The organism is Thermopolyspora sp. NPDC052614, from assembly GCF_040678635.1.
GTDB lineage: Bacteria > Actinomycetota > Actinomycetes > Streptosporangiales > Streptosporangiaceae > Thermopolyspora.
On record NZ_JBFATZ010000001.1, the window covers coordinates 139,213 to 160,391 of the forward strand.

Here is a 21,179-nt window from a genome sequence, read left to right on the forward strand (position 1 = left end):
TCCCCGGAAGACTTGAATGTTCAATGGTAGTCGGAACCCCGGCGACCATCCGGATATTCCGGCTCCGCCAGCAGGGCGGTCGCGTCGAGCTCGGCCACCGGGGGCGGCGACGTCAGCCCCAGGACCGCGATCGCCGCCGCGTGCCCGGGACGCGACGGCAGGTCGCGCAGGGCCATGACCAGGTCCGGTCGCCCGTCGTAGGCGAGCAGTCTCGCGGGCTCGCCGGGCGGGGAGACCCGTACGCCGGACAGCGGTGCCCGCAGCCCGTCCCCGGTGGCCTTGACCACCGCCTCCTTACGCGCCCAGTAGCCGATCATCGCGGCCGCGCGCTCGCCGACGGGCAGCCGGGCCAGCGCGGCCGCCTCGGCGGGCGCGAGCACCGTCTCGGCCAGGTCAAGCGCCCGCGCCGAGTGCTGCTCCACGTCCACCCCCACCGGGCCGAGGCCGGTGACCGCGACCGCCACCCAGTCGCCCGAGTGCGACACCGACAGATGCAGGTCGTCGCCGGGCAGCCGGGGCCGCCCGTGCGGACGCCCGCAGCTGTCGCAGTCCCGCCGCAGGGGAACGTCCGCAGGCGCGAGGCCGAGCCTGCGACCGAGCACGATCCGGCTCACCGCGCAGCCGACGGTGAACCTGTCGCGATCCGCACGCCGCCGGTAGGCGTCCGCGCGGCCGAGCTCGTCGGGGGTGAACAGGTCACGATGCCAGGGGCGGGCGGCGTCCGGCCGCGCCCACCAGACCTCGCAGGACAGCTCCGTTTCCCGTCGCACCTGGCACCGTCTCCATCACTCGGTATCGGGAGGATATCGCCCATGATCGCGGTATTGGTCAGGCGGGCATAGGGTGGCTAAAGTCAGAACTTCGGTCACGCGTGTAGGAGCCGAAGTTGGACGCGCACATCCTGGAGCAGATCACCGCCGTTTCGGATCCCATCGAGCGCGCCCGCGCGATCGGCCGGGTGATGGCCGACGAGCAGCGCACCGTCACCGAACTCGCCCGGCTCCGCCGCGAGGCGATCGCCGAGGCGCAGTCGGCCGGCATGCGACAGGACGAGATCGCGCGCCGGCTCGGCGTGTCGCCGGGCCGGGTGTCCCAGATGAAGCCGGCCAGGAACGCCAACGGCACCACCCCGCCCGTCATCGTGCAGCGGGCCCTTCCGACCGATCCGGCCGTGCGCGGCTCGGCCTCCCTGTTCGTCACCGAGGCCGAACGCCAGGGCATCCGGGCCGAACGGCGCATGCTCCACGTCGGACCCGAACCCGCCGCCCCGCACATCGCCGACGCGCTGCGCGTGGACCAGGGCACGCAGGTGCTCGCCCGCCGCAAGCTGCTGCTCGCCAACGGCGTCCCCGTCCGGGTCGCCACCAGCTTCTTCCGGCTCGACCTGTTCGCGGGCACCCCGATCGCCACCGCCGGCGACTTCGTGCTGCCCAGCCTTCAGTCCGCCATCGAGGCCCTCGGCTACCGCTTCGGCCACGCCGAGGAGCACCTGATCGCCCGCCCGCCGAGCGAGGCCGAGGCGGACGCGCTGCGCCTCGACCCCGGCGAGTGGGTGGTCCAGGTGCTGCGGACCGGCTTCGCGACCGACGACACGCCCGTGCACACACTGGAGACGATCTGCGCGGCCTCCCGGCACGTCTTCCCGATCGGGCAGGTGGCGGGGGCCGACGAGTTCTGAACCCGACACGTTTTGAACCGCTGTCCGGGCTTCCCGGCGGGCTTCCCCGGCCGGGCGTCACGGCCCGGACGCGGGCGTCCCGCGTTGACTGACGAGGAGGCCTCCGCATAGGTTCCATACCGACTGGTCGGTTGGAGAGTGGAGGGGCACATGCGGGTACGGGACCGGGTCGTGGTCGTCACCGGCGCGGCGGGCGGCATCGGGCGGGCGCTGGCGCTGCGTTTCGCCGAGGAGGGCGCGGCCGGAGTGGTGGTCTCCGACCTCGACGAGGCCGGGGCCGCCGAGGTGGCCGCGCGCATCGGCGATCGCGCGCTGGCCGTGCAGACCGATGTGTCCGACGAGGGCGAGGTACGCGCCCTGGTGGACGCCGCCGAGCGGACGTTCGGCCCGATCGACCTGTTCTGCTCCAACGCCGGGATCACCAGCGGCCTCGGCATCGACGCCGACCCCGCCGTCTGGACCCGCACGTACGCGGTGAACGTGCTCGCCCACGTGTACGCGGCCCGCGCCGTGATCCCGGGCATGGTCGAGCGGGGCTCGGGCTACCTGCTCAACACCTGCTCGGCCGCCGGACTGATCAGCTGCCCCGGCGACGCGCCGTACGCGGTGACCAAGAGCGCCGCGGTCGCCTTCGCCGAATGGGTCGCCATCCACTACGCGGCGCGCGGCGTCAAGGTCAGCGCGCTGTGCCCCCAGGGCGTGCGCACCCCGATGCTGGAGCAGGGCGAGGCGGAAGACCACCTCGCCTTCCGCGCCATCGCCGCCTCCGCGCCGGTGCTGGAGCCGGAGGACATCGCGCAGGCCGTGATCGAGGGGCTCGACGCCGAGCGGTTCCTGATCCTGCCGCACCCGGAGGTGGCCGAGTACTTCCGGCGCAGGGGCGACGATCACGAGCGCTGGCTCACCGGCATGTCCCGTTTCGTCACCAGCCTCGACCACGACTGACCTCTCCCTCTCCCTCCGGGTACGGCGGCCCGGCGTGAGGCGTACCTCGGGCCGCGGGGGCCGTCACGGAGTGAAAACGGTTTGCAGTCGCTTGAGTCAAGGACACGGCCGACGATCGCCGGAACCCGTCGTAGGGGCAAAGCGACCCCTGGAGGCGATCGGATGAAGCTCCGTCCCTTGGCTCTGACCCTCGCGATCCTCGCGCTGCTGTTCGCCGCTGCCTGCGCCGGGAACGGCACGACCTCCTCCGGCGGCGCCGCCGCGCCGGAGGACCGGCCACCCGCGGCGCCACGGGCGTCCACCGCCCCGGACCGGGCCGCCAAGGAACTGGACGCCAAGGAATCGGACACGGCGCGGACTGACGTGACCCGGCCCTCGGCGGAGGCGACCGCCGCCGCGGCCGACGCGCCCACCACGTCGCCGGTGGAGCGGCCCGCCGACCGCGACGCCGCCGAGGAGCCGGTCTCCACCTTCGCCCTCGACGTCGACACCGCCTCGTACGGCTACGCCCGCCGGCTGCTCCAGGACGGCGAACTGCCGCATCCGGCCCAGGTACGCCCCGAGGAGTTCGTCAACGCCTTCCGCCAGGACTACCGGCAGCCCGACGGCGACGGCTTCGCCGTACACCTGGACGGGGCGCGGCTGCCCGAGGCCGACGCGGCGCTGGTCCGCATCGGCCTGCAGACCCGCGCCGAGGACGCGGGGGCGCGCCGACCGGCCAACCTCACCTTCGTGGTCGACGTGTCCGGCTCGATGGGGTCGCCCGGACGGCTCGACCTCGTGCGCGAGGCCCTGCACCTGCTCGTCGACCAGCTCGGCGCGGGCGACCACGTCTCCATCGTCACCTTCAGCGACACCGCCCGGCTCGTGATCCCGATGACCCCGGCGACCGAACGGGCGGCCCTGCACGCGGCGGTCGACCGGCTGGGCGTCGAGGGCTCCACCAACGTCGAGGAAGGGCTGACGGTGGGCTACCAGGAGGCGGCGCGCGCGTTCCGCCCGGTCGCCACGAACCGGGTCATCCTGCTCTCCGACGGCCTGGCCAACACCGGGAACACCTCCTGGCAGGGCATCCTCGACCGGATCGAGGAATACGCCGCCAAGAAGATCACGCTGCTCGGCGTCGGCGTCGGGCGCGAGTACGGCGACGAGCTGATGGAGCAGCTCGCCGACAACGGCGACGGCGCCGCCGTCTACATCAGCGACCTGGAGGAGGCGCGCAAGGTCTTCACGCAGCAGCTCGCGGCCGGCCTCGACCTGCGGGCCCGCGACGCCAAGGCACAGGTCGCGTTCAATCCGGCGGTGGTGCGGACCTATCGCCTGATCGGCTACGAGAACCGGGCGCTCGCCAATGAGGACTTCCGCGACGACGCCAAGGACGGCGGCGAGGTCGGCCCCGGCCACTCGGTGACGGCCCTGTACAAGGTGAGCCTGCACCCGGGCGCGAAAGGCCAGATCGGCACGGCCACCGTACGCTGGCTCGACCCCGACACGCGCCGCCCCGCCGAGCTCAGCAACGCCCTGGACGCCTCCGCCCTCGCGGCCGACCTGTGGCGGCAGGCCGCCCCCCGCCTCCAGGTGGACGTGGTCGCGGCCGCCTTCGCCGACCACCTGCGCTTCCGCGACGAACCCGGGAGCCGCCTGCTCGACCTGGGCCTGCGCGACCTGGCCGAACACGCCCGCCGTCTCGGCGCCGCCACCGAGGATCCGGCGGTGACCGAACTGGCCGACCTCATCGGCAAGGCGGCCGACCGCACGGAATGACGGCCGTGGCGTCCGGGGCGTTCGTGCTCGCGCGAGCACGAACGCCCCGGGGCGGCCGGGCGCGGTGAGACAGGTGACGGCGATCTGCCGCCACGGTTACGAACTGACCGCCGATGTCCTATACACTGGCGAGGCGCCGCGGGGCTCGCCTCGCAGGCAAGGGGCTATAGCGCAGTTGGTAGCGCGCCTCCATGGCATGGAGGAGGTCTGGGGTTCGAATCCCCATAGCTCCACGTTCGGCCCTACCTGCTCGCCGCTGGGGCGGCTTCGCGGGGGGCCGTTTCGCGTTTTGTCCGGGGGACGACCCCCGGAGCCCCCGCGTGACACCCTCGTCTGACCGGGTGCGCGCCGACGGTCGCTCTCTGGTGCCGTCGTCTCGCGTCATCGAGGCCCCTTAGGGCGGGGTGCGGGGTGGCGTTTCTTGTTTCGCCTGGGCGTGGTCGGATGGGTGCTGGCGGGGCTTTTCGGGCGTATTTGCTTGCTGTTTGTGACGGTGTCGGGACGGTCCGGCGTGGCTGGTGGGGTGCGGGGTGGTGGATTCGCCACGGTGTTCACCAGCGGGGATGAGGGTGAGGGTGCCCGGCGGGTGCCGTGTCGGAGTTCGGTATCGGTCGGTGGGAATTGGGGGCGAGGTCCGGCCGATAAGAGCGAATGGTCGCTTGTTCTGTTGCCTTGGGGGTCTATTCGATGGGGTGCGGAGACGATTTGTTTTCGGGCCGTTAAGCGGTTTATGAGATCTTTGGATGCTGCGTGTCGGGGAGATGTCGAGTTGATGTCCAGTTTGTGATTCGCCGGCGGCGGTGCAGGCGGTACAGGTGCGATGCCGGGGGCGTTGTGCGTGGTTACGGCAGGTTCGTGGTTGGCGGGATCCCTGGGAGAGATCTGGGGTGGTTGGCGGAAGTGATGCAAGTCAACACTTGCAGGAGTGGAGGTGCGTGGGCATAGTGGAGCAAACGTAGGTGTAACAGGCGTGGCGTCACCAATTGGGGCAAAAGGCGCGTGCGCCTACCTATGCGCTCCCTGACACGAAATAGGACGCCATAGATGCACTCCCCCCCGCCAATCCGCGCCAAGCTCCTCCGGATCCTGCTGGTTCCGCTGATCTCGATGGTCGTCCTGTGGGGGTTCATCGCCTTCTCGAATGCCGAGGAACTCGTCGGAGCCAACCGGTTCGAGGACCGCTGGCTGGTCACGGGCGCGCCCGCGCTGCAGGTCATCGAGGAGCTGCAGAACGAGCGCAGGCTGGCGGCCGAGGCGGCGGGCGGCACGTCGGAGCGGCTCGACGCGCAGCGCACGGCGACCGACAAGGCGGTCGAGCAACTGCGGCAGGCGGTCGGCAAGCAGAACGTGACCGAGGACGCCGCGGCGATGGCCGAGCGCATGCGAGAGGTCGTGCGGTCGCTCGACGGACTCCGGCAGCTGCGGGAGTCCGCCGACGAGGGGCGACTCGCCTCGCCGGCCGGGCTGGTCGACGCGTACAGCAGGCTGATCGACGTGGCGAACCGGCGGCTCGGCAATCGCGATCCCGGAAGCGGGCTGGCGGCGGTCACCGAGATCCGCGGCGCCACCGCCTACAGCGACGCGGGCGAGTACCTGCAGCGGGAGTACGCCCTGCTCGCCGCAGGGAACAAGCTCGGCAAGACGACCGCCACCGACCGGGCCGCGTTCATCGCCGCGTTCACCGCGCGCCGGATCGCCTTCGACGCCGCCCTGCGGGACTCGGGGCCCGGGCTTCGGCCGAAGGTCGAGAGCCTCGCCAAGAGCGAGGCGTACAAGCGGGTCGTCCAGGTGGAGGACCGCCTCTACGGCCGGAACCCCGGCGGCAAGCCCCCGGTGGACATCGCCCAGTGGAAAAGCGACGTCGAGTCCCTCGTCGAGGCGATCGGGCGGGAGGCCCGCGCGGAGCTGACGCGCGTCACCGCGGAGCAGGAGGTGCTGCGGGCCCGCGCGGCGGTGTCGGCGAGCCTGATCCTGCTGCTCGGCGCGGGCGCCGTCGCGCTGTCGATCTTCCTGTCCTACCGGTTCGGCAACTCGATGATCGCCGAGTTCCGGCGGCTGCAGGCCGCGGCGGCGCAGATGGCCCGGGAACGGCTGCCGCGCATCGTCGAGCGGCTGCGCAAGGGTGAGGACGTCGACGTCGAAGAGGAGGCGCCCCCGCTGCCGGCGGCCGACACCGCCGAGTTCGACGAGGTCATCAAGTCCTTCTCGGCGGTGCAGCGCACCGCGGTGGAGGCCGCGGTCGGCCAGGCGACCCTGCGCAAGGGCATCGCCCAGGTCTTCCTCAACCTCGCCTGGCGCAACCAGGTCCTGCTGCAGCGGCAGCTCTCGCTGCTGGACACGATGGAGCGCCGGGTCGAGGAGCCGGACATCCTTGAGGACCTGTTCAAGCTCGACCACCTCACCACCCGCATGCGGCGTCACGCGGAGAACCTGATCATCCTCTCCGAGGCCGCCCCCGCCCGGCGGTGGCGCGACCCGGTCCCGATCTACGACCTGGTCCGCAGCGCGGTGCTCGAGGTCGAGGACTACACGCGCGTCACCGTGTCCCCGATGCCGCAGGCGCCCATGCTGCTCGGCTCGGCGGTCACCGACGTGATCCACCTCATCTCCGAGCTGGTGGAGAACGCGACCGTGTTCTCCCCGCCGGACACCACCGTCCACGTACGCAGCACCAGGGCGGCCAACGGGTTCGCGCTGGAGATCGAGGACCGGGGCCTCGGCCTCAACCAGACCATGCTCGACGAGTTCAACGCCCGGCTCGCCGACCCGCCCGAGTTCGACCTGGCCGACAGCGACCGGCTGGGCCTGTTCGTGGTGGCCCGGCTCGCCGCCCGGCACAACATCAAGATCGTGCTGCGGCCGTCGCCGTACGACGGCACCACGGCGATCGTGATGCTGCCCACCAGCCTGCTGGTGACGCCGGACATGCCCGATCTCGGGCCCGAGGGGTTCCAGCAGGCCGACCAGGGCCGGGACCTGCGGGTGAACCGGCCGATGCGGGCGCTGAGCACGGTGTCGAACGCCCGTCCCACCGCGGAGTTCTCGCTCACCCCCGAGTCGTCCCGCAGCGAGCCGTCCGCGGGCGTCGGGACGGCGACGGGCACGCGCATGCCCCCGACCGGGCCGGTCTCCGGAACGCCTCTCGGATCGCCGGGGATGCCCGGCCGCTCCTCGGGGCCCGGCGGATGGGCTCCCGGCGGGAGCGGCGCGACCCCGGGGGCGGTGAACGGCCTGCGTGAGGACGGATCGCCCGGCACGGGCTCGTCCTCGAACGGATCGCACCCGGGTGGGTCGTACCTGGGCGGGTCGTACTCCGCCGACTCGGACACGATCATCGGGGGCACGCCCATTCCCCCGGCTCCCCAGGCTCCCTCGGGTCCCTCGGCGGCGACCGACTCCTCGACGGGTCCCGTGTCCGGGCCCTCGTCCAGGCTTTCCTCCGGGTCTCCGTCCGGTGGTGCGTTCGGAGCTTCGCCTGGTGGTGCGTTCGGCGGCCCGTCCGGTCCGGCGTCCGGGGCCTTTGGGACGTTGCCCGGGTCCGGGCCTGGGGCCCCCGCGGCACGGCCGGGTGCTCCGGGCGGGTCCTCCGCCGGTCGGTCGGACTCCGAGTACTCCTCCCCCTGGTTCGCCCCGGAGCGGATCGATGTGCCACGGTCGGCGTTCCCGCCGTACTCCGCGCCTGCGCCCCCGACGCGGGCCGCCGGTCCGGGGCCGGACCTGAGCGACGACGACGATGACGACCTGGACGGCCTGCCCCGGCGCGTGCCGCAGGCCAGCATGGCTCCCCAGCTTCGCCGGCAGTCCGACGACCGGGAGGTCTCCTCGCGGTCGCCCGAGGAGCTCATGGACATGATGGCGTCCATGCAGCGTGGCTGGCAGGAGGGCCGCAGCCTGGTCGAGCAGGGCCGCGGCCAGACCGAGCAAGAACGCGGTCGGCCCGAGCAGGGCAACGACGCGTGGAACCGAAAGGACGGCGATTCCGATGTCCGACCCCAGAACTGAACTCAGCTGGCTGCTCGACGACCTGACCAGGCGTGTCCCGGGCATCCGCCACGCGATCGTGCTCTCCTCCGACGGACTCGCCATGGGCGGCTCCCGCAACCTCACCCGCGAGGACGCCGAGCACCTGTCGGCCATCTCGGCCGGCAGCCACAGCCTCGCCCTGGGCGCGGGGCGGCACTTCGGCATGGGCGGCGTCCGGCAGACGATCATCGAGCTGGAGGGCGGCTTCCTGTTCATCACCGCCGCCGGGCAGGGCGCCCGCCTCGCCGTGCTCGCCGCGTCCGACGCCGAGCTCGGCATGATCACGTACGAGATGGCGCTGCTGGTCAAGCGGGTCGGCGAGCACCTGTCCACGCAGCCCCGCGTCGCCGCGCCGGCACCGGCCTGGAACGGCGCGCGGCAGTGACAACGGAGGGTCCCGGGCCGCTGATCAGGCTCTTCGGTTTGACCGGGGGCCGCGCGCGCCCGGTGGGGGAGCCGTTTGAGTTGGTGGCCATCGTCACCACCCTGCGCATGCCTGTGGAACCCACCGAGTTGATCCCGGAACACTTGACGGTGCTGAAAGTGTGCCGCAAACCCACCCCGGTGGCGGACGTGGCGTCACAGTTGAAGCTGCCGCTCAACATCACCCGGGTGATCCTCAGCGATCTGCGGCGCGAAGGGCTGGTGGCCATCGAACGGCCACGGCCGGTGGCGCAGTCGATCGACGAACGCATCTACAGGGAAGTGCTGCATGGACTACGCAGCCTCTAGCCCACACGTGACCGGAGTCACGTCGTCGGCATTGGCGATCAAGATCCTCATCGCGGGCGGTTTCGGCGTCGGCAAGACCACCCTGGTCGGCACGATCAGCGAGATCCGCCCGCTGCACACCGAGGAGTTGATGAGCGACCGCAGCATCGGCGTCGACGACACCTCGGGCGTGGAGAACAAGATCACGACAACGGTGGCGCTGGACTTCGGCCGCATCACCATCCGCGAGGGGTTGTGGCTCTATCTGTTCGGCACGCCCGGACAGGACCGTTTCTGGTTCATGTGGGACGAGCTGGCGTTGGGCGCGCTCGGCGCCGTCGTGCTCGCCGACACCCGCCGCCTGCAGGACTGCTTCCCGGCGGTGGACTACTTCGAGCAGCGCGGCATCCCGTTCGTCGTCGCGGTCAACTGCTTCGACGGAGCGCGCCGCCACGAACCCGCCAAGATCCGCAAGGCCCTCGGGATCGGCCCGCGGCCGCCCATCGTGCTGTGCGACGTGCGCGAGCGCGAATCGGTCAAGCATGTCCTGACCACGCTGGTCACCTACGCGGTGAAGGGCGTCATCGCCGACCCGCGTCCGGCCTGACCGGACGCGGGCGGCGGCCCGGCGGGACGCCGCCAGGAACGTTCCAGCCCCGGCGCGGCGGGATCGCCGACGGGGCTGTCAGCGCGTCATTGCCGGGCACGAGGGTCGGCCGTGCCCGCGCTTGCCGAGTGCCACCCGTTCCTAGCTGATCAGCGGCAAGGACGCCGCGTACTCGGCGATGACCTTGCGTACCCCGCCATATGCTGCGGTCGGCGAGGACACCGCCGTCCGTGGCGGCCGGACTGCTGCATGGTCGTTTTCGCGCGCCGCGTTCCCTTTGGGGCCTTATATGGGTATGTCACCTGGTATGCGAGGTCTGGTACGGCGAGCGGGAGGAGAAGCGTCGACTGCTCTCGGGCGGGTCGCTTCCGGGTGGGTCGGTCGAGGAATGGGGCCGGGAATCGGGAAACCGGGCTGCCGAAGAGGAAAGATCGAGATATCTGTCGAGTGAGTCTATTGTGCTCGACCGATAGATGATCTGGCTATTTCTATTGATTTTTCCGGTCTTGATCGTATGTTCGATATGAATGGCACGTGTGACAAGCCCTGTCCATGCTCAGGCCTGTGACCAGCGCCAACAGTGGATATATGGCTATATATCCGACATTTGCGGTTTTATTGGCGTCCCGTAGTCGGTGACAATGCGGTCCGGGACGAATCGGTCGGCGGTAATCGACCTGGGAGATGTCCCCGCAGCGTCCCGCCCTGGTCCGGTGCCGCCCTGCTGAGGAGCGTGGTCGAGTCGAGTTCGCTATGGCGTTTGAAGTCCTATCTCCGTCCGCATCTGATGTCGTTGATCCTGATGTGGCTCGCCGCGATGGCGGGCATCGGGGCCGGCATCCTCGTCCCGCTCGTCGGCAAGGAGATCATCGACGGCCCCGTGACCCACGGCGACGCCGATGCGCTGCTTCCGCTCGGGCTGCTCGCGCTCGCCCTCGGCGGCACCGAGGCGTTCCTCACCTTCCTGCGCAGATGGTCGCAGGTCCGCCCGGTGCTCGGCATGGAGACCGCGATCCGCGACGACCTCTACCGGCACCTGCAGCGCCTGCCGATGAGCTTCCACGGCGAGTGGCAGTCGGGCCAGTTGCTGTCCCGCGCCACCACCGACCTGTCCACGATCCGCAGGTTCCTCGGGTTCGGCCTGCTGTTCCTGGTGATGAACATCATCCAGCTGACCACCGTGACCGCCCTGCTGCTGCACATGCACTGGCCGCTCGGCCTGCTCGTCATGGCGTCGGCGGTGCCGATCGTCGCGCTGTCGCTGCGCTTCGAGCGGCGGTACCGGAAGGTCTCCCGCCAGGTCCAGGACGAGCAGGGCGACCTCGCCACCCTGGTCGAGGAGTCGGCGCTCGGCATCCGCACGATCAAGGCGTTCGGGCGGCGGCACCACGTCTACGACGGCTATGACGAGGCCGCCCGCAAGGTCTACGGCACCGCCATGCGCAAGGTACGGCTGGCGTCGCGGTTCTTCACCTTCGTGGAGGTGATCCCGAACGTCACCCTCGCCCTGGTGCTGCTGATCGGCGCGCTCGCGGTCGGCGCGGGCGCGCTGACCCTGGGCACCCTGGTCGCCTTCACCACCCTCATGCTGCAACTGGTCTGGCCGATCTCCTCCCTCGGCTACATCCTCGCCATGGGCCAGGAGGCGATGACCTCGGCCGACCGGGTGCGGGAGGTCCTGGACACCGAGCCGGACATCGTCGGCGGCGCCGTCGAACTCGACCGGCCGCGCGGCCATGTGCGCTTCGAGGGGGCCGGCTTCCGCTTCCCCGGCGCGGACCGGCCGGTGCTGCACGACGTCTGGCTGGACATACGGCCCGGCGAGACCGTCGCCGTCGTCGGCGCCACCGGCTCGGGCAAGACCACCCTGACCGCGCTGGTGCCCCGGCTGTGCGACGTCACCGAGGGGCGGGTCACCATCGACGGGCACGACGTGCGCGAGCTGACGCTCCCGTCGCTGCGCTCGGTCGTCGCGACCGCCTTCGAGGAGCCGACGCTGTTCTCGATGAGCGTGCGCGAGAACCTCATGCTCGGCAACGCCGAGGCGAGCGAGCGCGACCTTCGCGAGGCGCTGGAGGTCGCCCAGGCCACCTTCGCCTACGACCTGCCCTGGGGCCTCGACACCCGCATCGGCGAGCAGGGCATGTCGCTGTCGGGCGGTCAGCGGCAGCGGCTGGCGCTCGCGCGAGCCGTACTCGCCAAACCCCGCATCCTCGTGCTGGACGACACCCTGTCGGCGCTGGACGTGGAGACCGAGGCGCTGGTGGAGGCGGCGCTGAAGGAGGTGCTCGCCGACGTGACCGGCATCGTGGTCGCCCACCGGGCCTCGACCGTGCTGCTCGCCGACAAGGTCGCGCTGATCAGCGGCGGAACGGTCACCCACGTCGGCCGCCATCAGGAGCTGCTCGCGACGGTGCCGGAGTATCGCGCGCTGCTCGCCCAGGACGCCGACCTCGACCCGGACCCGGAGGAGGCGCTGCGATGACGTCGTCCACGACCCCGCACGCCACACCTCCGGAGCCGATCTCCCCCCGCGCCGAGATCCCGTCGGCGGAATTCACGGAGTCCACGAAGGCCACGGAGTCCACGAAGGCCACGGCATCCGCGAAGGCCAGGGAGTCCACGGCGCCCACGGAGGCCACGGAGGCGGCGGCCGGTGCGGCCGACTGGCGGGGCGTGGCCGTCGAGGACCAGGACGATCTTCCGGCGCGGGCGTCGTTCCTGCTGCGCAGCCGGTCGCGGCGGCTGCTGCGGGCGTTGCTGCGCCCGCATCGGGCGTCGATCACGCTGCTGATCGTCATCATCGTCGCGTCGAGCGCCGCCGGGCTCGCCATCCCGTACCTGGTCAAGGTCGGCATCGACGCCGGCATCCCGCCGCTCGCGGCCGGCCGGGGGCCGGCGACCCTGCTGGTGATCGTCGCCGCCTTGCTGGGCGCGGCGTCGGCCCAGGGGTTCACCCGGCAGGCGTTCCTGCGGCTGTCCGGCCGGGTCGGCCAGGACATCCTGCTCGAACTGCGCAGGCGGGTGTTCAACCACTTCCAGAAGCTGTCGCTGTCGTTCCACGAGCAGTACACCTCCGGGCGGGTCATCGCCCGGCTCACCTCCGACGTCGAGGCGATCGCGGAACTGCTCCAGTCCGGCTTCGACAAACTCGTCACCGCCGTGCTGACGCTGATCGGCACCGCGGTCATGCTGCTCGTGCTGGACGTGCGGCTGGGCCTGGTCGCGCTGGTGCCGCTGCCGCTGCTGGCGGCGTTCACGCTGTGGTTCCGGCGCGAGTCGACCGCCGCCTACCGCCGCACCCGGGAGACCGTGGCGCTGGTGATCGTGCACTTCGTGGAGTCGATGACCGGCATCCGCGCCGTCCAGGCCTTCCGTCGTGAACGGCGCAACCAGGACATCTTCCAGCGGCTCAACTCCGACTACCGCGACGCGAACCGGCGCAGCATGCGCCTGGTGGCGGTGTTCATGCCGGGCATCAAACTGATCGGCAACGTCACGGTGGCGGCGGTCCTGATGTACGGCGGACGGCTGGCCCTGCACGGATCGGTCACGGTCGGCGTGCTCGCCGCCTTCCTGCTCTATCTCCGCCAGTTCTACGAGCCGATGCAAGAAATTTCGCAGTTTTACAATTCGATGCAGTCGGCCGGGGCCGCCTTGGAGAAGCTGTCCGGCGTACTGGAGGAGCGGCCCGCCGTGGCCGAGCCTCGGCGGCCCGTGCCGCTGCCCCGCTCGCCCGGACCCAAGGGGGCCGTCCGGTTCGAGGGCGTGGAGTTCCGGTACGCCGAGGGCCCGCCGGTGCTGCCCAGGCTGGACCTGACGATCCCGGCCGGGCAGACGGTGGCGGTGGTGGGCGCGACGGGGGCGGGCAAGACCACGCTCGCCAAGCTGATCTCACGGTTCTACGACCCGGTGGCGGGGAGAGTGCTGCTCGACGGGGTGGACCTGCGCGACCTCGACGAGGCCACGCTGCGGCGGGCCGTGGTCATGGTGACGCAGGAGAACTTCCTGTTCTCCGGCTCGGTGGCCGACAACATCAGGTTCGGACGGCCGGACGCCACCATGCCCGAGATCGTCACCGCGGCCAAGGCGCTCGGTGCGCACGAGTTCATCTCGGCGCTGCCGGACGGCTACCACACCGAGGTCGGCAAACGCGGCGGGCGGATGTCGGCCGGGCAGCGGCAACTGGTGGCGTTCGCGCGGGCGTTCCTCGCCGACCCGGCGGTGCTCATCCTCGACGAGGCCACCTCCAGCCTGGACGTGCCGAGCGAGCGACTGGTCCAGCGGGCGGTGCGGACCATCCTGGCCGGGCGCACGGCGCTGATCATCGCGCATCGCCTGTCCACGGTGGAGATCGCGCAGCGGGTGCTGGTCGTGGACGGTGGGCGGATCGTCGAGGACGGGCCGCCGGATCGGCTGATCGCCGAGGCGGGGCGGTTCGCGGGATTGCGGCAGGCGTGGCTGGACAGCCTCACCTGAGGGCCGTGCGGTATCGGGGGCGGCTTGGTGGTGAAGGCGTGGGGTGATCGGGCGGTGGAGATCGTGCAGCGGTGTCGGGCGTGGAGAGGCCGCCGGGTCGCCCGATAGCCGTGGTTGGGCAGCTTCGCCGGGGCGGTGCCGTACCGGGGTGGGGCGGCCTGGTGGTGAGGGCGTGCGATCACCGGGTGGCGGGTGCCGTGCCGGTGCGGAAGGCCGTGCGGTAGGCGAGCGGGGCGACGCCGACGGCGGCGTGCAGGTGCTGGCGGAGCGAGACGGTGGTGCCGAAGCCCGCGAGGCGGGCGACCTCGGTGACGGTGAGGTCGGTGGTCTCAAGCAGGTGGCGGGCGCGCTCCACGCGTTGCGCGGTCAGCCAGCGGTTGGGGCTCAGGCCGGTCTCCTCGCGGAAGCGGCGGGTGAAGGTGCGCACGCTGAGGCGGGCGTGCGCGGCGAGGGTCTCCAAGTCGAGGTCCTGGTCCAGGCGTTCGAGCGCCCAGGCGCGGGTCGGCGCGGTGGTGGTGCCGTTCGGGTCGGGCACCGGGCGCTCGATGTACTGCGCCTGGCCGCCCTCCCGCCAAGGCGAGGTCACGCAGCGGCGGGCCATGCGGTTGGCGACCTCCCCGCCGTGGTCCCGGCGCAGGATGTGCAGGCACAGGTCGAGGCCGGCGGCCACGCCCGCCGACGTGAGCACGTCGCCGTCGTCGATGAACAGCACGTCCGGGTCGAGTCGTACGCGGGGGAACAGCGAGCGGAAGCGGGCCGCGTGGACCCAGTGGGTCGTGGCGGGGCGGCCGTCGAGCAGGCCCGCCGCCGCGAGCACGAACGCGCCGGTGCAGATCGACACCATGCGGGCGCGTCTCGCGGCGGCGCGCAGCGCCTCGCCCAGTTCGGCGTCGACGACGCCCTCGCGCATCGGGGGGCCGTCGTGCACGCCTGTGACGATCACGGTGTCGGCGGTCTCCAAGGCCTCAAGCCCACGGCCGGAGACGATCTGGTAGCCGGCGTCGGAGTTGTGCACGGGGGCGCCGCCCGGAGTGCAGACGTCGATTTCGTACAGTCGGTTGCCGCCGGCGTCGGTCGCCCGGAAGACGTGGATCGGGATGCCGAAGTCGAGGGCCGTGAAGTCGGGGAGGGCGAGCACGACGATACGGTGACGACGCATGGCCGGATTCTTTCACATATTGTCCATCGGGCCACTCGTCGGCGCCGAACCGCGAAATGAGAATGTTCCCCATGACACTGATCGGTGACACACCGGAGACATCGGAGGCGGATCCGGCGTCGCGCCGGGCGGCGATCGGTCGGCGCGTACTCGGGCCTCTCGGCCGGGTGCACCGTGCGTGGTTCGTCGCGGCGGTGGCGTTCGTGGCGATCCTCGGTGCCGCCGGGTTCCGGGCCACGCCCGGCGTGATGATCGACCCGCTGCGGGAGGAGTTCGGCTGGTCCCGCGCGGCGATCTCGCTCGCCGTCTCGGTCAACCTCGTGCTGTACGGCCTGACCGCCCCCTTCGCCGCCGCGCTCATGGACCGTTTCGGCATGCGGCGCGTGGTCACCGTCGCGCTGTTGCTGGTGGCGGCGGGCAGCGGATTCACCATATGGATGAACGCGAGCTGGCAACTCGTCGCCACCTGGGGCGTACTGGTGGGGCTGGGCACCGGCTCGATGGCGCTGGTGTTCGTCGCCACGGTCACCGACCGCTGGTTCGTACGACACCGCGGCGTGGTCACCGGCGCCCTCACCGCCGCCGGGGCGACCGGCCAACTGGTGTTCCTGCCGATCCTGGCCCACGTCATCCACGGCCAGGGATGGCGCGCGGCGGCGCTCACCGTGGCCGGGGCGGCGCTGGCCGTCGTCCCGTTGGTCTGGTTCCTGCTGCGTGACCGGCCCGAGGACGTGGGCACGACGGCGCTGGGCGCGCCGACCGGGGGCGGGAGCAGTACGGGGGTGGCGGGCGGCCCGGCCACGGCCGTCGGGAACGGTCCCACGGAAGGTCCGGGGGACGCGGTGGTGCGCGAACCGTCGTCTGGACGGGTGGACACGGTCACTTCGGCGACGGTCACGTCGGCGAATCCGGCGGGCGTGCCGGAAGACGCCCCGACGCCCGCGTCGATGTCCGGCCGTCCCGGTGTGGCCGGGGACGGCGGGGTGGGCGTTCCTGCGGGGGACTTCGCCCCGACGCCCGCGTCGATGTCCGGCCGTCCCGGTGTGGCGGCGGACGGCGCGGTGAGCGTTCCTGCGGGGGACTTCGCGGATGAGGTCGGCGGCGACCTTTCGGCGGGCACGTCCGCGCAAGCCGCACCGGCCGCGGGCGGACCGGCGACGGCCTCGCGGCGCGGTGTCGAGAGCGCGCGGCCGCAGGACGGCCCGGCGCTGCGGGCGGTGCGAGTGTTGTGGACGGCGGCCCGAACGAGAGCCTTCTGGTTTCTCGCCGGTGGGTTCGCCATCTGCGGCATGAGCACCAACGGCCTGGTTGGGACGCACTTCATCCCCGCCGCCCATGACCATGGGATGCCGCAGACGACCGCGGCGAGCCTGCTCGCGCTGATCGGCATCTTCGACATCGTCGGCACCGTCGCCAGCGGATGGCTCAGCGACCGGATCGACCCGCGCGTTCTGCTGGGCGTCTACTACGGGCTGCGCGGCGCGTCCCTGCTGATCCTCCCGCAGCTCTTCGCCGCCACCACCGAACCCAGCATGCTGGTGTTCGTAGTCTTCTACGGCCTGGACTGGGTCGCCACCGTTCCCCCCACGGTCGCCCTGTGCCGGCAGATCTACGGCGCCGACGGCGCGGTGGTCTTCGGCTGGGTCTTCGCCTCCCACCAGGTGGGCGCCGCGATCGCCGCCTTCGCCGCCGGATTCACCCGCGACCAACTCGGCGCCTACACCCTCGCCTGGTACGGCGCGGGCCTGCTGTGCCTGCTCGCCGCGTTGATGTCCCTGCGCGTCGGCCCCGGACTCCGGGCGCGGGCTGGCCTGAACCGGGCTGGCCTGAACCGGGGTGGCCTGAACCGGGCTGGCCTGAACCGGGCTGGCCTGAACCGGGCTGGCCTGAACGGGGGTGGCCTGAACGGGGGTGGCCTGAACCGGGGTGGCCTGAACCGGGGCGGGCGGAGCCGGGGCGATCTGGAATCCTGTTGGGCGTGGGTGAGATCGATCAGCGGGTGCTGCCGCTCGTCGTGCGCATCGAGCGGGCGGCCCCTCCCGAACGGACGGACGCCCTGGAGGCGGCGGCGAAAGCCGTACTGACGCTCCTGGCCGACGAGCGGTCGGTGAGCGGCGAATGGGCCGAGGACGTGCGGGCCTGGGAGACCATCGGCATCCGGAAGGTGGTGCGCAGGGCCCGGGGAGCCGAGTGGCGGCGGGTACTGGATCTGCCCGGCATCACCGTGCGGGTGCGGACGGCCGAGGTACGCGTGCATCCGCCCGTGCCGGTCGCGGCCTGGCCGCGGGACCTGTCGCGGCTCCAGGTCTCGGGGACCGAACTGTCCGACTCCGCCGCGCCGGGCGAACCGGAGCCGGCCGTACCGGTGCTGTGGCTGAATCCGGAGCTGACGATGTCGGCGGGGAAGGCGATGGCACAGGCCGGGCACGCCGCGCAACTCGCCTGGTGGGGGAGCGACGAGGAGTCCAGGTCCGCGTGGCGCGAGGCCGGTCTCGTCACGGCCGTACGGCCCGCGACCCCGGCCGTGTGGGCCGCGCTGGTGGGCAGCGGCCTGCCGGTGGTGCGGGACGCGGGCTTCACCGAGATCGAGCCCGGCTCCCGCACGGTCGTCGCCGACGCGCCCTGGCTGCGTCAGGGCGGCTTCCGCCCGGCCGGATGGGGTCCGCTGCGCCACCCGTCGCCCTGATCGTTGGGGAACGTTCCGGGGGGGGACGGGACGTGGCGCGGGCCGGAAGGCTCTCGTTCCCGAAGTGTGATGGGTAAAGCGCACGTGGACGTGCCGATTTGTCGTACGCTCGCGATCGTGTCATATGGGGTGGATGGGAGTCAGGGGACAAAGGCGGTCCCGTCCTACATAGCGGCCGAGGCGGAGACCGCACCGCTTCCGAAAATCGTGATCGAGGAGCCGCGCCCACCCGCCCCGCCGCCGCGACCATCCCTGGCCTCGCGGCTCGGCGATCTTCCCATGCGGGTGATCTATCGGCTCGTGGCGGGCGGCGTGGCCCTGATCGTCGCCGTGGCGACCGGTGTGGTGCTGCTCGTGACCCGGGACGACTCCCCGGCCACGGTCACCGCCGCCGCGGAACCGACCGTGAAACCCACCTCGGGGACGCCGTCCGGCGACGCCTTACGGCCGACCGCCTCGCCCGGCACCGGAGTCAGCGCGGCGCCCGGCGCCGCCGCGTCGGCGACGGGTGGGCCGACGGCCTCCTCGGCGTCCGCCGCCCCCACCCCTGAAGCCACCCCTGCTGCCTCGGCCCCCGCGACCGTCGAGCCCGCGACCGCCGGATCGGGGGCGTCCGCCACCGCCGCGCCGACGCCCAAACTGAAGCCGATCGACGCCGCACTCGCCGACCCCCGCATTCCCGGCCCGCCCAAGAACAAGAAACTGGGCAAACTGCCCGGCCGTACCATCGCCGTGAAGAGGTGGATCAAGGACAGGCGTTCCCGGATCGCGGTGGCCCGGATGCCGAGGATCTGGAAGCCGGTCAAGTCGGCGCCGTTCGCGACCCGCCAGGTCCTGCCCGCTGTGAAGGGTGCCGGGCACCGCGCCCTGCTCGTCTCGTGCCCGGTTCCGATCCTGGTTCAGAAGGAACTGCGCGACACCGCCATCGTCGCGGCCCGCTGGACGCTGAACCACCAGCCCAAGGGGGCGAAGATCAAGTGGGTCGCCTCCCAGCCGAAGAAGGTGGGCAAACGCGACGCCTGGCTGCTCGCCTACGAGGTCAAGTACACCGTCAAGGGCAAGCGGCGCACGTCGATGGCGGCCGTCGTGCTGACCGAGATCCCCAAGCACAAGCCGGCGCTGCTGTTCGTCTCCATCCCCGACAGCCAGAAGAAGCGCTGGCGCGACATCAACACGGTCATCTCCACACTCAAGGCCGCCTAGCCGGTGACCACAGTGCCTCACCGGGCCCGGCTTCTCGGGCGCCGCGACGGCACGTTGGCCTATGGCGCGTTGGCGTATGGCGTCGGCCGGGGCCGGTGGGACGGTGCCCGACTCGGTGAACGTCGTGCGGGTATCGCGCTGGCGGAGGCCGGGAGCCCGGCGGGCGCCGCTGCGGCCGGTCTCCTCCCGGCGGCCTTGGGCTTGGACGCCCGTGGGCGCTCGCAAGGCACGTTCCCGCCGGTCGGTAGGGTGAGGCGACATGAGTGAGATCGTGCTGGCATCGGCGTCCCCCGCCCGCCTCGCGGTGCTGCGCGGTGCGGGGCTCGACCCCAAGGTCGTGGTCAGCGGGGTGGACGAGGACGCGATCAGCGCCGCGAGCCCGGCCGAGCTGTGCCTGGCGCTGGCGCGGGCCAAGGCGGCCGCGGTGGCCGCCGGGATGAGCGGCGGGCTCGTCATCGGCTGCGACTCGGTGCTGGAACTCGACGGGCGCGCGTACGGCAAGCCCGCGTCGCCAGACGAGGCCGTGGCGCGGTGGCGGCTCATGCGGGGCCGTACGGGGACGCTGTTGACCGGGCACTGCGTGATCGACGCGGCGACGGGCCGAGAGGCGGCGCGGACAGCGGCCACGGCCGTCCGGTTCGGCCGGCCGTCCGACGAGGAGATCGCGGCCTATGTGGCCACCGGAGAGCCGCTGCGGGTGGCGGGGGCGTTCACCCTTGATGGGTTCGGCGGCTGGTTCGTCGAGGGCATCGACGGCGACCATGGCAACGTGCTCGGCATCTCGTTGCCGTTGCTGCGCGAGTTGTTCTCGGTCCTTGGCGTCCAGGTCACCGGCCTGTGGCGGAACCCGGCCTGACGGGCCGCGCCCCCCTGAGCCGCGCAGGCGGGGCGGCCTCGCCCCGACGTCCGTCCGGTCGGCGAGGGGCTGCGGCAACGGCATGGTCACGAGGTGATCGTAGGGGGGTGACCAATAGGTAGGGTTCGGGCATGAGTAGCGGGAGCGCGCGTGGTGGGGGCGGAGGTTTGGGCGGTCTTGTCGCCGGTGTCCGGAGCTTCTTCGACGGGTTGCGATGGGTCGCACGGAACCCGAAATGGTGGTTCATCGGGCTGATCCCCGCGCTGCTGGCGCTGGTCCTGTACGTCTTCGCCTTCGTGGTGCTGACGCTGCAGGTGGGCAATCTGACCGAGTTCTTCACGCCGTTCGCGGACGACTGGAACGAGGGCCTCCGCACCACGTTCCGGTTCCTCGTCGGGGTCCTGATCTTCGGGGTCGGGTTGCTCCTCGCCGTCAAGACGTACGTCTCGATCACGCTGGCGATCGGCGAGCCGTTCTACGAGAAGCTGTCCGAGCAGGTGGAGCGCGACCTCGGCCAGCTGCCCGAGGCCCCCGACGTGCCGATATGGCGGTCCATCGCACGCTCCCTGAAGGACAGCCTCGTCATTCTCCTGTACGTGGTGGCGTTGACGATCCCGCTGTTCGTGCTCGGCTTCGTGCCGGTGATCGGGCAGACGGTCGTGCCGGTGCTCGGCGCGATGGTGTCGGGCTTCTTCCTCGCCGTCGAGTTGACCGGCCTGGCGATGGAACGGCGCGGCCTGCGGCGGCGTGACCGTTTCGCGGTGATGCGCGCGAACATGGGGGCCGCCCTCGGCTACGGCGTCGTCGCCTTCTTGATCTTCCTGATTCCGCTCGCCGCCGTCGTCACCATGCCCGCCGCCGTCGCCGGAGCCGTCTTCCTGGTCCGCTCCCGCCTGCTTCCCCCTTCCGGCGACGGCCATCCGGCGCCTGGTCCGCTCCCACCGAGCCGCGAGCGGGGCTGAGCCGCTCTGACCGCTTGCCTTGTGCGGGGGCGGCCACGCCCCGCCTGGATCTCCTGGGGTGGGGAAGGCGGCCCGCCGGGTCCGCCGATCCGCCTTCGGGCGGCCT

General features: G+C 71.7%; 16 protein-coding genes and 1 tRNA gene. 15 read left to right on the forward strand and 2 right to left on the reverse strand.

Annotated elements, in window-relative coordinates; translation table 11 throughout:
• Positions 1 to 20: 20 nt before the first annotated feature.
• Entirely contained in the window at positions 21 to 770 is a 750-nt protein-coding gene (locus tag AB0K60_RS00570; protein ID WP_364046857.1) for a 4'-phosphopantetheinyl transferase superfamily protein, read from the reverse strand.
• 116 nt (positions 771 to 886) lie between these two features.
• Between AB0K60_RS00570 and AB0K60_RS00575 the strand changes: the two genes are divergently transcribed.
• The 10 genes from AB0K60_RS00575 to AB0K60_RS00620 all read left to right on the forward strand — a co-directional run bounded on the left by AB0K60_RS00575 (position 887) and on the right by AB0K60_RS00620 (position 14,207).
• A complete protein-coding gene (locus AB0K60_RS00575) occupies positions 887 to 1,678 on the forward strand; it encodes a UTRA domain-containing protein (RefSeq protein ID WP_364046860.1) in 792 nt (263 codons plus the stop codon).
• A 150-nt stretch (positions 1,679 to 1,828) separates the two neighbouring features.
• A complete protein-coding gene (locus tag AB0K60_RS00580) occupies positions 1,829 to 2,623 on the forward strand; it encodes an SDR family oxidoreductase (RefSeq protein ID WP_364046863.1) in 795 nt (264 codons plus the stop codon).
• A 162-nt stretch (positions 2,624 to 2,785) separates the two neighbouring features.
• Positions 2,786 to 4,387 carry a von Willebrand factor type A domain-containing protein gene (locus AB0K60_RS00585; protein WP_364046866.1) on the forward strand — a complete coding sequence of 534 codons (1,602 nt, stop codon included), beginning with the start codon at positions 2,786 to 2,788 and terminating at the stop codon, positions 4,385 to 4,387.
• A gap of 160 nt (positions 4,388 to 4,547) precedes the next feature.
• A tRNA-Ala gene (locus tag AB0K60_RS00590) sits at positions 4,548 to 4,620 on the forward strand.
• Between the two features lie 811 nt (positions 4,621 to 5,431).
• Positions 5,432 to 8,389, forward strand: a complete 2,958-nt coding sequence (locus tag AB0K60_RS00595) for a nitrate- and nitrite sensing domain-containing protein (protein WP_364046869.1) — start codon at positions 5,432 to 5,434, stop codon at positions 8,387 to 8,389.
• Complete coding sequence (locus AB0K60_RS00600; RefSeq protein ID WP_364046872.1) at positions 8,370 to 8,795, forward strand: roadblock/LC7 domain-containing protein; 426 nt, start codon at positions 8,370 to 8,372, stop codon at positions 8,793 to 8,795. The genes AB0K60_RS00595 and AB0K60_RS00600 overlap by 20 nt, the downstream gene beginning before the upstream one ends.
• A 62-nt stretch (positions 8,796 to 8,857) precedes the next feature.
• Positions 8,858 to 9,142, forward strand: coding sequence for a DUF742 domain-containing protein (locus AB0K60_RS00605; protein WP_364048117.1), 285 nt, complete (start codon positions 8,858 to 8,860; stop codon positions 9,140 to 9,142).
• On the forward strand, positions 9,123 to 9,728 hold the full coding sequence (locus AB0K60_RS00610) for an ATP/GTP-binding protein (protein WP_364046875.1): 606 nt from the start codon (positions 9,123 to 9,125) through the stop codon (positions 9,726 to 9,728). The genes AB0K60_RS00605 and AB0K60_RS00610 overlap by 20 nt, the downstream gene beginning before the upstream one ends.
• A gap of 760 nt (positions 9,729 to 10,488) precedes the next feature.
• The gene (locus AB0K60_RS00615) at positions 10,489 to 12,213 is read left to right on the forward strand and encodes an ABC transporter ATP-binding protein (RefSeq protein ID WP_364046878.1); all 1,725 of its coding nucleotides are present in this window, start codon (positions 10,489 to 10,491) and stop codon (positions 12,211 to 12,213) included.
• Positions 12,210 to 14,207 (forward strand): ABC transporter ATP-binding protein, encoded by a 1,998-nt coding sequence (locus tag AB0K60_RS00620; RefSeq protein WP_364046881.1) that lies wholly within the window; start codon positions 12,210 to 12,212, stop codon positions 14,205 to 14,207. Before AB0K60_RS00615 ends, AB0K60_RS00620 begins: the two co-directional genes overlap by 4 nt.
• A gap of 178 nt (positions 14,208 to 14,385) precedes the next feature.
• Here the strand turns inward: AB0K60_RS00620 and AB0K60_RS00625 are convergent, their stop codons facing one another.
• Positions 14,386 to 15,366 carry a helix-turn-helix domain-containing protein gene (locus AB0K60_RS00625; protein WP_364046884.1) on the reverse strand — a complete coding sequence of 327 codons (981 nt, stop codon included), beginning with the start codon at positions 15,364 to 15,366 and terminating at the stop codon, positions 14,386 to 14,388.
• Positions 15,367 to 15,437: 71 nt separating this feature from the next.
• On the opposite strand from AB0K60_RS00625, the gene AB0K60_RS00630 reads away from it, so the two are divergent.
• The 5 genes from AB0K60_RS00630 (at position 15,438) to AB0K60_RS00650 (ending at position 21,073) form a co-directional block, all read left to right on the forward strand.
• Positions 15,438 to 17,450, forward strand: coding sequence for an MFS transporter (locus tag AB0K60_RS00630; RefSeq protein ID WP_364046887.1), 2,013 nt, complete (start codon positions 15,438 to 15,440; stop codon positions 17,448 to 17,450).
• Positions 17,345 to 18,052: a peptidyl-tRNA hydrolase gene (locus AB0K60_RS00635; protein WP_364046890.1), complete on the forward strand. Its 708-nt coding sequence runs from the start codon at positions 17,345 to 17,347 to the stop codon at positions 18,050 to 18,052. The genes AB0K60_RS00630 and AB0K60_RS00635 overlap by 106 nt, the downstream gene beginning before the upstream one ends.
• Before the next feature lie 279 nt (positions 18,053 to 18,331).
• Complete coding sequence (locus tag AB0K60_RS00640) at positions 18,332 to 19,255, forward strand: hypothetical protein (protein ID WP_364046893.1); 924 nt, start codon at positions 18,332 to 18,334, stop codon at positions 19,253 to 19,255.
• A gap of 259 nt (positions 19,256 to 19,514) precedes the next feature.
• Positions 19,515 to 20,111, forward strand: a complete 597-nt coding sequence (locus AB0K60_RS00645; RefSeq protein ID WP_364046896.1) for a nucleoside triphosphate pyrophosphatase — start codon at positions 19,515 to 19,517, stop codon at positions 20,109 to 20,111.
• Positions 20,112 to 20,242: 131 nt separating this feature from the next.
• Positions 20,243 to 21,073: an EI24 domain-containing protein gene (locus AB0K60_RS00650; RefSeq protein ID WP_364046899.1), complete on the forward strand. Its 831-nt coding sequence runs from the start codon at positions 20,243 to 20,245 to the stop codon at positions 21,071 to 21,073.
• Positions 21,074 to 21,179 lie beyond the last annotated feature (106 nt).